This is a genomic window from Kitasatospora sp. NPDC086801 (assembly GCF_044745805.1).
In the GTDB taxonomy this organism is placed as follows: domain Bacteria; phylum Actinomycetota; class Actinomycetes; order Streptomycetales; family Streptomycetaceae; genus Kitasatospora.
The window spans coordinates 248930-261531 of the sequence record NZ_JBIVAX010000001.1 but is presented as its reverse complement, the minus strand read 5'-3'; the positions used below and the strand labels follow the sequence as shown (position 1 = coordinate 261531).

Genomic DNA, 12602 nt, shown 5'->3' with positions numbered 1-12602 from the left:
GGGCGTAGGCTCGGTAGCCACAGCGGCCCCCGCATCCTCCTACCGGCGGGGCGCCGGCGAGAGCCCCGAAGGAGTGGAGCACAGTGCCCGAGCTGAGGTCCCGTACGGTCACCCACGGTCGCAACATGGCAGGCGCCCGGGCGCTTCTCCGGGCCGCCGGCGTAGCCCGCGAGGACTTCGGCAAGCCGATCATCGCGGTCGCCAACTCCTTCACCGAGTTCGTCCCGGGCCACACCCACCTCCAGCCGGTCGGCCGGATCGTCTCCGAGGCGATCCAGCAGGCGGGCGGCATCCCGCGCGAGTTCAACACCATCGCCGTGGACGACGGCATCGCGATGGGCCACGGCGGCATGCTCTACTCGCTGCCCTCGCGCGACCTGATCGCCGACTCGGTCGAGTACATGGTCAACGCGCACTGCGCCGACGCGCTGATCTGCATCTCCAACTGCGACAAGATCACCCCGGGCATGCTGATGGCCGCGCTGCGCCTGAACATCCCGACCGTCTTCGTCTCCGGCGGCCCGATGGAGGCCGGCAAGGCCACCCTGGTCGACGGCACCGTGCGCAGGCTCGACCTGATCGACGCGATCTCCCAGGCGGCCAACGAGAACGTCTCCGACGAGGACATCGCGATCATCGAGGAGAACGCCTGCCCCACCTGCGGCTCGTGCTCCGGCATGTTCACCGCCAACTCGATGAACTGCCTCACCGAGGCCATCGGTCTCTCGCTGCCCGGCAACGGCTCCGTCCTCGCCACCCACACCGCCCGCAGGGCCCTGTACGAGAAGGCCGGGCAGACGGTCGTCGAGATCACCAACCGCCACTACGGCCAGGACGACGCCTCGGTGCTGCCCCGCGCGATCGCCACCCGCGCCGCCTTCGAGAACGCCATGGCCCTGGACATCGCCATGGGCGGCTCGACCAACACCATCCTGCACCTGCTCGCCGCCGCCCAGGAGGCCGAGCTGGACTTCGACCTGCGGGCCATCGACGCCGTCTCCCGCCGGGTGCCCTGCCTGTCCAAGGTCGCGCCCAACGGCTCGTACTACATGGAGGACGTGCACCGGGCCGGCGGCGTCCCCGCCATCCTCGGCGAGCTGTACCGCGGCGGGCTGCTCAACGAGGACGTTCACACCGTCCACTCCGACTCGCTCGCCGAGTGGCTCAAGACCTGGGACGTGCGCGGCGGTTCGCCCTCCGCCGAGGCCGTCGAACTGTGGCACGCGGCTCCCGGTTGCGTCCGCTCCGCCGAGGCCTTCTCGCAGTCCGAGCGCTGGGAGTCGCTGGACACCGACGCCGCCAGGGGCTGCATCCGCAGCGTCGAGCACGCCTACTCGGTCGAGGGCGGCCTCGCCGTCCTGCACGGCAACCTCGCCGAGGACGGCTGCATCGTGAAGACCGCCGGTGTCGACGAGTCGATCTGGACCTTCAGCGGCCCGGCCGTGGTCGTCGAGTCCCAGGACGACGCCGTCGAGGCGATCCTCGCCAAGCGGGTCAAGGAGGGCGACGTCGTCGTCATCCGCTACGAGGGCCCCAAGGGCGGCCCGGGCATGCAGGAGATGCTCTACCCGACGTCCTTCCTCAAGGGCCGTGGCCTCGGCAAGGCCTGTGCGCTGGTCACCGACGGCCGCTTCTCCGGCGGCACCTCCGGCCTGTCCATCGGCCACGCCTCCCCGGAGGCCGCCTCCGGCGGCACCATCGCCCTGGTCGAGGATGGTGACACCATCGCCATCGACATCCCCGGCCGGAGCATCTCCCTGGAGGTGCCCGACGAGGTCCTGGCGGAGCGCCGCCGCGCCCTGGAGGCCGCGGGCGGCTACCGCCCGAAGAACCGCGAGCGCCAGGTCAGCCAGGCCCTGCGCGCCTACGCCGCGATGGCCACCTCCGCCGACAAGGGCGCCGTCCGCGACGTCACCAAGCTCGGCTGAGACGTCACCAAGCCCGGCTGAGACGTCACCAAGCCCGGCTGAGACGCCACCAAGCCCGGCTGGGACCGTCACCAGCCCGGGCTGAGCCCCGCAGCTCCGGAGGAGCCGTCCCGCAGGCCGGGGCGGCTCCTCGCGCGTCGGGTGGATAATCGACCCCGTGAGCGAGCAGCCCCCCACCCCCGCACCCAAGCCCGCCGGCGCCCCCGAGCCGGAGCCGATCCGCTGGTTCGGCACCAGTTGGGTGAACCGGGACAACGGCTACTGGCTGCGCCGCGTGGCCGTGTCGGCCGGCGCCCTGGTCACGACCGCCGCCGCCGTCCTGCTGCTGCGCTTCGGCGTCGAGGGCGTCGCCCTCTCCGACGGCGGCGGCTTCCTGAACGGGCTGCTGACCGCCGCGATCGCGGTCTGCTCGATGATGTGCGTCATGCGCACCTGGAAGGTCCTCACCGAGGGCAAGGACCGGCTGAGCGGCTGGATGGCCGAGGACAAGTCGCTCGGCGCGGTCTGGCTCATCGGCGGCGCCGGCAGCCTGGCCGCCTACTTCGCCCGCAGCCTGGTCGAGGCCCCCGGCGAGACGGTCAAGCGCTCCTCGTACGAGCGGGCCGTCGCCCAGTACGAGAAGCGCCAGGCGGGCCGCAGCGGCCGGCCCGGCGCCAAGGCGCCGGGCCGGGGCAAGCGCAGGAGCTGAGCGTCAGAGGCGGCTGGCCGCGCCGCACCCGTCGCCGGTCGACAGGTCCTTGCGGCGGTCGTACGGGTCCGTCGTGGGGCCGGCCGGACGGCTGCCCGGGGCGTCCGGCGACTGCGTCGCGAACTGGTCGAACTGCGGGTGGTAGTAGCCGTCGTAGACGTCGCAGGACGAGTTGGCGGAGTCCGACCCGCCGCCCTCGCCGAACACGAGCTTCTTCGGGTTGGTCCGGTAGCGGGCCGGGTCGTAGAAGCGGAAGTTCTCGACCCGGCGCACGATCGTCCGGGTGGTCCAGGTGTCCCCGGCCACGTCGGCCGCCGGCACCAGCAGACCCACCGGCTTGGCCGTGCCGTCCTGCGGCGCGGCCGGCTTCGTGGGCTGCCGTCCGCCGGTCGGCTGCCCGCCCGTCGGCGGCTGGGGCCGGGGTGACGCGGCGCGCTTGGCGGCCTCCGGGCCGGGGCGCATCGCGTACACGTAGCTGAAGTCGGCGTGGACGAGGAGGCCCTTGTCCCCGTCGCCCTCGAAGGTGATCCGGCCCTGCACCTTGACCGTGTCGCCCACCTGGACGGCCTCGCGCTGGTCGAAGCGGCTGAACCAGGTGGTCGGATCGGTGTCCTTGGACGGGTTCGCCAGCGCGTTGATCGCGCGGTCCCGTTCCTCCCGGTCCAGCAGTACCAGGGCGGTTTCCGGCCGGCCGCCCGCGATCACCTGCGGGTCCAGGTTGGCGGCGGTCAGGTAGTCCTTGACCAACTGCAGCTGGGCGCCCACCTGTTCGGTGGAGAACGCGCCGGTGGCCTGGGCCTCGGGCAGGACGAAGGCCTCCGCGCCGTTCGGCCAGCCCTCGGCGGGGGAGCCGGCCCAGGGGTGGTCCACGGTCGGCTGCTGCTCGTCGGCCTTCGGCGGCGCGGCGGTCGGCTTGGCCGTCTCCGGGGCGACGGCGGGCGCGGGGGTGTAGGCCTTCGAGGAGCCCGCGCCGTAGTGGTCGGAGTACCAGGTGCGCAGCCCGTCGATGTTCAGGGCCGCGAGCAGCACCGCGACGGTCAGCACGACGAACAGCGGCGCGCGCCACTCCAGCCGGCGGCGGCGCGGGCGCGGGTTGCCCCAGGAGTCGGTCTCCGGGGGCTTCGGCGTGCGGCCGAACCGGCGGCCGGCCTTGGCCGGGCCGTCGTTGACCGAGCGGCGGCCGCCCGGGTCGACCGGCGGGGTGTGCTTCCAGCGGGCGGCCAGCATCCGGGTGCGCCCGGACTGCTCGGTGACGGTGGCCCCCTTGACGAACTCCTCGTCCAGGACGAGGTCTGCGAACGGGTCCTTCCCGCCCGCTCCGGACGGGTCGGACCCGCCCGGCTCACGGCCCTCGGCGGGGCGTGGTTCCGGATCTTCGGCAATCGGCATCGCGCCAGTATGCCGACGGGGTGTGACGATTCGTCGATCGGGGGCACACCTTGTGGTGAACTCGTGCGCGGGCCCGGTGATCCGGTCCGGCCCGGTCCGGCCCGGTCCGGTCCAGGGGTTTCAGTCCTTGGTGCGGGCCTGCTTCACCGATCCCACGATCCCGGCGACGGCCAGCAGGATGCCGGCCGGCAGCAGTGCCAGGAAGAACGCGCCGAACAGGCCCGCGTCCCCGAGCAGCAGCTGCGCCAGCATGTCCAGCACCAGCAGCCCGCCGGCCGCCGGGAGGGCCGACTGCCAGGGGTGCTCGTTCGCCCAGCGGCGCAGCCGCCGTTCGGAGGTGTCGCGGCGCAGCTGCCCGCCGACGGTGCCGACCAGGAAGAAGAAGAACAGGGCCCAGCCGGCCGGCCCGGCCAGCATGCCCAGTGACCAGTGCCCGGAGATCGCGTCGATCCCCAGGGCGGTCGCACCCACCACCGCACCGACCCCCGCGGCCGTCCGCCACGGTCCCACGGTCGCCGAGGCGACGGCGAGTTGCCGGTTCTCACGTCGGGACATTTCGTCGTGTGCCATGCCTCCACGGTGCTCCCGTGCGGCGCCGGAGGCCATAGGGGAAACCCCCGAGATTCTCCCTAGGGACGACGGGGGGCAACTCGTCGCCGACCACGGGCCGGACGGTCCCGGCGGGTGCCCCCGCACGGTGCGAGGATGGCCGCAGTACCGAGGTAAGGAGCGGCCATGGGCGCCAGCGCAGCACACGGACAGAAGATCGCCTTCCTGGGCACGGGCAAGATCGGCGAGGCCCTGCTCTCCGGCCTGCTGCGGGCCGGCAAGGACCCGGCGGACGTCCTGGTGACCGCCCGCCGCCCCGAGCGCGCCGCCGAACTCGCCGCCCGCTACGGCGTGGTGGCCGCCTCCAACGCCGAGGCCGCCAAGCTCGCCGACACCCTGATCCTCGCCGTCAAGCCGCAGGACATGGGCACCCTGCTGGAGGAGCTGGCCCCGCACGTCGGCGCGGACCGGCTGGTGATCTCGGCCGCGGCCGGCATCCCCACCGCCTGGTTCGAGGAGCGGCTGGCGGCCGGCACCCCGGTGGTCCGGGTGATGCCCAACACGCCCGTCCTGGTGGACGAGGGGATGAGCGTCATCTCCGGCGGCTCGCACGCCACCGAGGAGCACCTGGAGCGGGCGGAGGAGATCTTCAGCTCGGTCGGCAAGGCGCTGCGGCTGCCCGAGGCCCAGCAGGACGCGGCCACCGCGCTCTCCGGCTCCGGCCCGGCCTACTTCTACTTCCTGGTCGAGGCGATGACCGACGCCGGCATCCTGCTCGGCCTGCCCCGGCAGGTGGCGCACGACCTGATCGTGCAGTCCGCGATCGGCGCCTCGGTGATGCTGCGCGACTCCGGCGAGCACCCGGTGAAGCTGCGCGAAGCCGTCACCTCCCCGGCCGGCACCACCATCGCGGCCATCCGCGAACTGGAGAACCACGGGGTGCGGGCCGCGCTGCTGGGCGCCCTGGAGGCGGCCCGGGACCGTTCCCGGGAGCTCGCCTCCGGGGGGAGGTAGTCGCCTGGGTAGGCTCGACGGCATGGCCTACGACCTGGTGATCTTCGACAACGACGGTGTCCTGGTGGACAGCGAGCCGCTCTCCAACCGGGTGCTGGCCGCGTACCTGACCGAACTCGGCTACCCGACCACGGTCGAGGACTCCTATCGGGACTTCATGGGCTGCGCCGCCCACCGCATCCACGACGTGATCGCCGAGCGGTACGACGGCGCGACGCTGCCGGAGGGCTTCGACGAACTGTTCCACGGCCGGGTCTTCGACGCGTTCGGCACCGAGCTGACGGCCGTCCGGGGCGCGGAGCAGCTGCTGAAGGAACTGCGGCAGCGCTCCGCCCCCTACTGCCTGGCCTCCTCGGCGCACCACGTGTGGATCCGCACCGCGCTGGACGTCACCGGCCTGCGCGGGTACGTCGCCGAGGAGCGGATCTTCAGCGCCCAGGACGTCGGCGTGGGCAAGCCCGCGCCGGACCTCTTCCTGCACGCCGCCCGCACCCTCGGCATCGACCCGGCCCGCTGCCTGGTCGTCGAGGACAGCCCCAACGGCGTGCTGGCCGCCCGGGCCGCGGGCATGGACGTGTACGGCTACACCGCGCTCACCGACCCGGCGAAGCTGACCGCCGCCGGGGCCACCGGGCTGATCGCCGACCTCGCCGAGGTCGCCGCCCTGCTCTGAACCCCGCCCTGCTCTGAACCCGGCCCTGCTCTGAACCAGGCCCTGCTCTGAACCAGGCCCTGCTCTGAACCAGGCCCCCTCTGAACCAGGCCCTCCCGAATCTCCACCAGGTCGCGGAAAGTCCCTGCGCGACCCCTCCCGCAATCTCGGTCCACCGCCTACGCTCTCGCCAACATCGTCGTACCGGCCAGTAGCGAGGTCCGCCATGAGTGCCGCGTCACCCGCGATCCCGCCCGGCCTGCGCGCCGGGCGGGCCGCGCTCGCCGTCAGCTTCCTGCTCCAGGGCACCACCTTCGCGCTGCTGGTCACCTGCATTCCGGAGATCCAGCACCGGTACGGGCTGAGCGACGCGCTGCTGCCGCTGTTCCTGGCCGCGGTGCCGATCCTCGCCGGGGTCGGCTCGATCACCTCCGAGCGACTGGTGAAGCGCACCGGCGCGCGGGCCGTGCTGCGGGTCGTCCAGCCGCTGGTCTGCCTCAGCCTCGCGGGCGTCGGCCTCGGCGGCGCACTCTGGCAACTCGCCCTCGCACTCGGCGCGTTCGGCCTGCTGGTGGGCGCACTGGACGCGAGTATGAACATGCTCGGGGTGGGCCTGCAGCACCGCTACGGCCGCTCGATCATGATCGGCTTCCACGCCGCGTTCAGCCTCGGTGGCATCCTCGGCGCGGCCCTCGCCGGCCTCGGCTCGCACTACGACCTCGGCCTGCCGGTGCTGTTCGGCACGGCCGCGGCGGTGATCGCCCCGCTGGCCCTGCTGACCGGCACCCGCTTCGCCGGCCCGGCCGAACTCGGGGACGCCGTCCGGGAGGCCGCCGAGGCCGCCGCCCGGTCCATCCCCTGGCGGCCGCTGCTGCCGCTGTGCCTGGCGATGGCCTTCGCGTACATCGCGGACGCCTCGGTCTCCAACTACAGCGTCAAGTACCTCACCGACGGCCTGGGCAGCGCCGAGGACGTCGCCAAGCTGTCCTACCTCGGCTACATGGTCGCGATGCTGCTCGGCCGGGCGCTGGGCGACCGCGCGGTGCAGCGCTGGGGCGCCGTCCCGGTGGTCCGGGCCGGTGCCGGGCTGGCCGCGCTCGGCTTCGCGGTGGCCGCCGTCGCGCCCGCCGTCTGGGTGGGGATCGCCGGGTTCACCGTGCTCGGCTTCGGCATCTGCGCGATCATCCCGCAGGTGTTCGCGGCCGGGGGCAGGCTGTTCCCGGCCGACTCGGACGCCGCGGTGGCCCGGCTGAACCTCTTCAACTACGTGGGCTTCCTGATCGGTTCGCCGCTGGTCGGGGCGATCGCCGGCGCGGGCTCCTACCGCTGGGCGCTGCTGGCCCCGATGCTGCTGGTGCTCGCCGTCCTGCCGCTGGCCGAGCGCTTCGCCCCGGCACCCGCGCTCGCCCCCGCCGCCGTGTGACGGGGCGGGGCGAGCGCGGGCGGGCCGGGAGGTCAGCCGATCACGGTGGCCAGCTCGGGCAGGCCGTTGGCCCACAGCTGGTCCTTGATGCCGCCACCCGACTGGTAGTACTCGTAGTAGACGTACGGCGCCCAGTTCAGGGTGTACGGCCCGGTCCAGGTCGGGGCCGAGGTGATCTGGACGGTGAGCGTGACGGTGCGGGTCGCGCCCGGGGCGATCGGCGCCCGGAAGTGGAAGTTCGCGTTGTTCCCGTTCACGGCGCAGTCGGTGGAGTCGCCGGAACACCCGGTGACCGTGAACGCGCCGGCCTCCTGGTTGGCGGGCCAGATCGGCTGGATGTACTCGTAGGCGAAGTAGATGTCGGTGGTCTCGGTGTTGGTGAGCGAGAGCGTCAGGGTCAGCTGGTCGCCCGCCGCCGCCGTCTTCTTGTCGACGGCGAACGAGCTGCCGCTGACCGCGGCGGAGGCCGGCTGGGCGGCAAAGAGCAGGCCAAGTCCCAGTAATGCAGCGAGAATTACACCAAAGCGTTGCGCGCTGAATGGCTTCATGGCGGAGAGGATATGAAGTCGTGAAGGTTTTGTCTGTAGGGCCTCCGCGGGGGCGCTGAGTCCGCCCGCGGCGCGCCCTGGGCGAGGCCCGGTCACCCCCACCCGCTACGGTGGAGGCCATGCCCGAAGCCGAGCGTGACACCCCCTGCGGCCTGCACCTCTTCTGGGACGAGGCCGTCACCGCCTACGACTTCGGCCCCGGACACCCGATGGACCCGACCCGGCTGGCGCTCACCATGCGCCTGGTCGAGGCCCTCGGACTGGACACCGGGCCCGGGGTGACCGTGCGCGCCGCACCGCCCGCCGGCGAGTCCACCCTGCGGCTGGTGCACACCCGGGAGTACGTCGAGGCGGTCAAATACGCCGCCGCCCACCCCGATCTGTCGGACCCCCGGCACGGGCTCGGCACCGACGACAACTGGGCCTTCCCGGCCATCCATTCGGCCTCCGCGCTGATCGCCGGTCAGTCCGTGGCCGCCGCCGAGGCGGTCTGGCACGGGGAGACCCCGCACGCCGTGAACTTCGCCGGCGGACTGCACCACGCGATGCCCGCCAAGGCCTCCGGCTTCTGCATCTACAACGACCCGGCGCTGGCCGTGGCCCGGCTGCTCGAACTCGGCGCCGAGCGGGTCGCCTACGTCGACGTGGACGTCCACCACGGCGACGGCGTCCAGCAGGCCTTCTGGAACGACCCCCGGGTGCTCACGATCTCGCTCCACGAGCACCCCGCCACGCTCTTCCCGCAGACCGGCTGGCCCACCGAGACCGGCGGCCCGGACGCCCCCGGCTCCGCCGCCAACCTGCCGCTGCCGGCCGGCACCGGCGACGCCGGCTGGCTGCGCGCCTTCCACGCCGTGGTGCCCGAACTGCTCACCGCCTTCCGCCCGCAGGTCCTGGTCACCCAGCACGGTGCCGACACCCATCTGGAGGACCCGCTCGCCCATCTCGCCGTCACCGTGGACGCCCAGCGGATGATCGCCGAGGAACTGCACGACCTCGCCCACCGGCTCACCGGCGGCCGCTGGATCGCCACCGGCGGGGGCGGCTACGCCGTCGTGGACGTCGTCCCGCGCACCTGGACCCACCTGGTCGCCACCGCCGCCGGACGGCCCGTCGATCCGGCCACCGAGACCCCCGAGTCCTGGCGCGCCGAGGTCTACCGCCGCACCCGCCGGCCCGCCCCGCTGCGGATGACCGACGGGGCCCGACCGGTCTGGCGCGACTTCGACGCGGGTTACGATCCGGCCGACCGACTCGATCAGGCCATCCTCGCCAGCCGCCGCGCGGTGTTCCCCCACCTCGGTCTCCTGGCCTGAGCTCGGCCTCCCGGCCCAGGTGCGGGCTGGCCGTGCGTACGCCCGCTCCCGCGTTCCGCCGAGTGACTACGTACTGCAACTGTCCTATCTCTCACCGTACGAGGACCGCACCTCCCCTCTTCCCACTGGTACCACCCATAACTACTCTGGGGATACACGTGTGCCGGTGGAGTCACCGGAGGGGAAGCCGGTGCCTTGCACACGGGTTAAGGGTCGGGTGATGGTCATGAGTTCCGGCGAACGCCCCCTGCAGGAAGTCGTCTTCCTGACCGTGGCGGAGGTTGCCTCGGTCATGCGGGTGTCCAAGATGACGGTGTACCGGTTGGTGCACAGCGGAGAGCTGCCGGCCATCAGGGTCGGGCGGTCCTTCCGGGTGCCCCAGCAGGCGGTGCACGAGTACCTCAAGGAGTCCTACGTGAGGCTTGAGAGCGCGTAGTTCCGGGTGGGCGGGGGTGGGGTCCGCGACTGCGGATCCCACCCCCGTTCGCCGGGGATTCCCCGCGAGTTTCCCGGTCATCGGGAGCACGATTACGGCCCTGGCCCAGTGGACGGTAGGCTAGGCCGTCCGTCAGTCGTATGGACTCCGTCTCTCACGGGCGCGAGTCTCAGTGAGCGAGGGTTGTTCCGTGGGCTCTGTCATCAAGAAGCGTCGCAAGCGTATGGCCAAGAAGAAGCACCGCAAGCTTCTGAAGAGGACCCGCGTTCAGCGTCGCAACAAGAAGTAAGCGCCCCCGGCCGCGCTCTGCGCGCCCGGCGCTTCCACCGCCCGTCCAGGCCGTCATGGCCTGGGCGGGCGGTGTCGTTTCACGGCCCGGCAGGGCGGCGCGGTACGGTGCACGCAGGCCGCTCGGGTCGAGGGAATGGGGTGCACACCGTGGGCGTGGTCGTGCTCGTCACCGGCGTGGCACGCCATCTCGGTGCCCGCTTCGCCGCCGAGGTCCGCCGCCGTCCGGGCGTGGACCTGGTGGTCGGCGTGGACGTGCAGCCGCCCCGGCTGCCGGCCGAGGAACCGGACGGACCGGCCGCCGAGTACCGCTTCCACCAGCTCGACCTGCGCCGCCCGGCGGTCTCCCGGGTGATCGCCGAGCACCGGGTCGACACCGTGGTCCACCTCAGCGTCAGCGCCACCGGCCTGGGCTCCACCAACCGCTCCGCGGTGAAGGAGTCCAACGTCATCGGCACCATGCAACTGCTCGGCGCCTGTCAGAAGGCGCCCGGGGTGCGCCGGCTGGTGGTGAAGTCGACCACCGGCGTCTACGGCTCCGCGCCCCGCGACCCGGCGGTGTTCACCGAGCGGATCCAGCCGAAGAACCCGCCCGGCGGGGGCTTCGCCAAGGACGCGGCGGAGGTCGAGGGCTACGTCCGCGGCTTCGCCCGGCGCCGCCCGGACGTCGCGGTGACGGTCCTGCGCTTCGCCAACATCGTCGGCCCCGGCGCGGACACCCCGCTCAGCGAGTACTTCGCGCTGCCCGTGCTGCCGACCGTCCTCGGCTACGACCCGCGACTGCAGTTCGTGCACGAGGACGACGCCGTCGCGGTGCTCTGCCGGGCCGCCGCCGAGGCCGAGCCGGGCACCGTCAACACCGGGACCTTCAACGTGGCCGGGGAGGGCGTCCTGCTGCTCTCCCAGTGCGCCCGCCGGCTCGGCCGGCCGACCGTGCCGCTGCTGCTGCCCGCGGTCAGCTGGATGGCCGGGCTGGCCCGGCAGACCAGGCTGGTGGACGTCTCGCCGGAGCAGCTGCGGCTGCTCACCCACGGCCGCGTGGTGGACACCACGCGGCTGCGCGAGACCTTCGGCTACCGCCCGGCCTTCACCACCCCGGAGGCCTTCGCCGACTTCGCCGCCGCGCAGGGGTCCGGCCTGCTGCCGCCCGAGCGACTGGCCGCCGTCACCGACCGGCTGGCCGCCGTGCTCGGCCCGGTGCGGGCCCCGGCCGCCGAGGTCCGCACCGCCCGTACCGACCGTCCCCGCCGACCCAGGAGCTGAACCCGCGATGAGTGCCGCAGCCGAGAACGCGCCGGGCGAGGCCAGGGTCATCCCGATCGAGTCCGCCCCCAGCTGGACCTCGCCCGACGACCCCGGGCCCGCCGACCGGCTCGCCGACGCCGTCGGCGGGGCGCTGTCCGGGCAGCTCGGTTCGGCGGCCACCCGGCTGTTCGGCAAGGGTTGGGAGGGCCGGGCCGCGGACGGGCTGGCCTTCCTGCGCCGCCGGATCACCGGCGACTACGAGGTGGACGAGTTCGGCTTCGACCGGGAGCTCACCGAGGAGGTGCTGCTCGCCCTGCTGCGCCCGCTGGCCGAGAAGTACTTCCGGATCGAGGTCCAGGGCGTCGAGAACATCCCGGCGGAGGGCGGCGCGCTGATCGTCGCCAACCACTCCGGGACGATCCCGCTGGACGCCCTGATGACCCAGGTGGCCATCCACGACCACCACCCGCACCACCGGCACCTGCGGATGCTCGCCGCCGACCTGGTGTTCGTGCTGCCGGGCGTCAACGAGCTGGCCCGCAAGGCCGGCCACACGCTGGCCTGCAACGAGGACGCCCAGGCGCTGCTGGAGCGCGGTGAGGTGGTCGGGGTCTGGCCGGAGGGCTTCAAGGGCATCGGCAAGCCGTTCGCCGACCGGTACAAGCTCCAGCGCTTCGGGCGCGGCGGCTTCGTCTCCTCGGCGCTGCGGGCGAAGGTGCCGATCGTGCCGTGCTCGATCGTCGGCGCCGAGGAGACCTATCCGATGATCGGCAACGTGAAGACGCTGGCCCGGCTGCTGGGCCTGCCGTACGTGCCGATCACGCCGACCTTCCCGTGGCTGGGGCCGCTGGGCGTGCTGCCGCTGCCGACCAAGTGGACCATCCGGTTCGGGGAGCCGATCGCCACCGATGGGTACCCGTCGGAGGCGGCGGACGACCCGATGCTGGTCTTCGACCTGGCCGACGAGGTGCGCGAGACGATCCAGCACACGCTCTACAAGCTGCTGGTGCAGCGGCGGTCGGTGTTCTTCTAGGTCTTGTTCTTCTAGGTTTTCCGGCGACTAGGTTTTCCGGCGACTAGGTTTTCCGGCGACTAGGTTTTCCGGGGACTAGGTTTTCCGGCGACT

General features: G+C 72.7%; 13 protein-coding genes. 10 read left to right on the top strand and 3 right to left on the bottom strand.

What is annotated here, in order from left to right; genetic code table 11:
* Window positions 1-83 precede the first annotated feature (83 nt).
* Window positions 84-1928 carry a dihydroxy-acid dehydratase gene (gene ilvD, locus ACIPLC_RS01275; protein WP_400469571.1) on the top strand — a complete coding sequence of 615 codons (1845 nt, stop codon included), beginning with the start codon at window positions 84-86 and terminating at the stop codon, window positions 1926-1928.
* Between the two features lie 157 nt (window positions 1929-2085).
* Window positions 2086-2616, top strand: a complete 531-nt coding sequence (locus tag ACIPLC_RS01270) for a hypothetical protein (RefSeq protein WP_400469568.1) — start codon at window positions 2086-2088, stop codon at window positions 2614-2616.
* A gap of 3 nt (window positions 2617-2619) precedes the next feature.
* On the opposite strand, the gene ACIPLC_RS01265 is transcribed toward ACIPLC_RS01270, so the two are convergent.
* Together ACIPLC_RS01265 and ACIPLC_RS01260 are read right to left on the bottom strand one after the other, a co-directional pair.
* Entirely contained in the window at window positions 2620-4005 is a 1386-nt protein-coding gene (locus ACIPLC_RS01265; protein WP_400469565.1) for a hypothetical protein, read from the bottom strand.
* Window positions 4006-4125: 120 nt separating this feature from the next.
* Complete coding sequence (locus tag ACIPLC_RS01260) at window positions 4126-4575, bottom strand: hypothetical protein (RefSeq protein ID WP_400469562.1); 450 nt, start codon at window positions 4573-4575, stop codon at window positions 4126-4128.
* Between the two features lie 165 nt (window positions 4576-4740).
* On the opposite strand from ACIPLC_RS01260, the gene proC reads away from it, so the two are divergent.
* From proC to ACIPLC_RS01245, 3 genes are all read left to right on the top strand, one after another.
* A complete protein-coding gene (gene proC, locus ACIPLC_RS01255) occupies window positions 4741-5568 on the top strand; it encodes a pyrroline-5-carboxylate reductase (RefSeq protein ID WP_280675469.1) in 828 nt (275 codons plus the stop codon).
* A 22-nt stretch (window positions 5569-5590) separates the two neighbouring features.
* Window positions 5591-6241 carry an HAD family hydrolase gene (locus ACIPLC_RS01250; protein ID WP_400469559.1) on the top strand — a complete coding sequence of 217 codons (651 nt, stop codon included), beginning with the start codon at window positions 5591-5593 and terminating at the stop codon, window positions 6239-6241.
* A gap of 205 nt (window positions 6242-6446) precedes the next feature.
* On the top strand, window positions 6447-7643 hold the full coding sequence (locus tag ACIPLC_RS01245; RefSeq protein ID WP_400469556.1) for an MFS transporter: 1197 nt from the start codon (window positions 6447-6449) through the stop codon (window positions 7641-7643).
* Between the two features lie 32 nt (window positions 7644-7675).
* Here ACIPLC_RS01245 and ACIPLC_RS01240 read toward each other — a convergent pair whose 3' ends face one another.
* Entirely contained in the window at window positions 7676-8191 is a 516-nt protein-coding gene (locus tag ACIPLC_RS01240; RefSeq protein WP_400469553.1) for a hypothetical protein, read from the bottom strand.
* 119 nt (window positions 8192-8310) lie between these two features.
* Here ACIPLC_RS01240 and ACIPLC_RS01235 point away from each other — a divergent pair, with 119 nt between their 5' ends.
* The 5 genes from ACIPLC_RS01235 (at window position 8311) to ACIPLC_RS01215 (ending at window position 12509) form a co-directional block, all read left to right on the top strand.
* The gene (locus tag ACIPLC_RS01235; protein WP_400469551.1) at window positions 8311-9507 is read left to right on the top strand and encodes an acetoin utilization protein AcuC; all 1197 of its coding nucleotides are present in this window, start codon (window positions 8311-8313) and stop codon (window positions 9505-9507) included.
* A gap of 226 nt (window positions 9508-9733) precedes the next feature.
* Entirely contained in the window at window positions 9734-9943 is a 210-nt protein-coding gene (locus ACIPLC_RS01230) for a helix-turn-helix domain-containing protein (protein ID WP_063351305.1), read from the top strand.
* A gap of 190 nt (window positions 9944-10133) precedes the next feature.
* Window positions 10134-10232, top strand: coding sequence for a 30S ribosomal protein bS22 (locus ACIPLC_RS01225; RefSeq protein WP_003948845.1), 99 nt, complete (start codon window positions 10134-10136; stop codon window positions 10230-10232).
* 149 nt (window positions 10233-10381) lie between these two features.
* Window positions 10382-11494, top strand: a complete 1113-nt coding sequence (locus ACIPLC_RS01220; RefSeq protein ID WP_400470617.1) for an NAD-dependent epimerase/dehydratase family protein — start codon at window positions 10382-10384, stop codon at window positions 11492-11494.
* Window positions 11495-11501: 7 nt separating this feature from the next.
* Window positions 11502-12509, top strand: a complete 1008-nt coding sequence (locus ACIPLC_RS01215; protein WP_400469548.1) for a lysophospholipid acyltransferase family protein — start codon at window positions 11502-11504, stop codon at window positions 12507-12509.
* Window positions 12510-12602: the final 93 nt, after the last annotated feature.

Bases quoted from the DNA above. Each gene is read 5' to 3' on its own strand.
- ACIPLC_RS01260 (WP_400469562.1), bottom strand. From the start codon at position 4,575: ATGGCACACGACGAAATGTCCCGACGTGAGAACCGGCAACTCGCCGTC.
- proC (WP_280675469.1), top strand. From the start codon at position 4,741: ATGGGCGCCAGCGCAGCACACGGACAGAAGATCGCCTTCCTGGGCACG.
- ACIPLC_RS01245 (WP_400469556.1), top strand. From the start codon at position 6,447: ATGAGTGCCGCGTCACCCGCGATCCCGCCCGGCCTGCGCGCCGGGCGG.
- ACIPLC_RS01250 (WP_400469559.1), top strand. From the start codon at position 5,591: ATGGCCTACGACCTGGTGATCTTCGACAACGACGGTGTCCTGGTGGAC.
- ACIPLC_RS01235 (WP_400469551.1), top strand. From the start codon at position 8,311: ATGCCCGAAGCCGAGCGTGACACCCCCTGCGGCCTGCACCTCTTCTGG.
- ACIPLC_RS01265 (WP_400469565.1), bottom strand. From the start codon at position 4,005: ATGCCGATTGCCGAAGATCCGGAACCACGCCCCGCCGAGGGCCGTGAG.
- ACIPLC_RS01230 (WP_063351305.1), top strand. From the start codon at position 9,734: ATGAGTTCCGGCGAACGCCCCCTGCAGGAAGTCGTCTTCCTGACCGTG.
- ACIPLC_RS01215 (WP_400469548.1), top strand. From the start codon at position 11,502: ATGAGTGCCGCAGCCGAGAACGCGCCGGGCGAGGCCAGGGTCATCCCG.
- ACIPLC_RS01240 (WP_400469553.1), bottom strand. From the start codon at position 8,191: ATGAAGCCATTCAGCGCGCAACGCTTTGGTGTAATTCTCGCTGCATTA.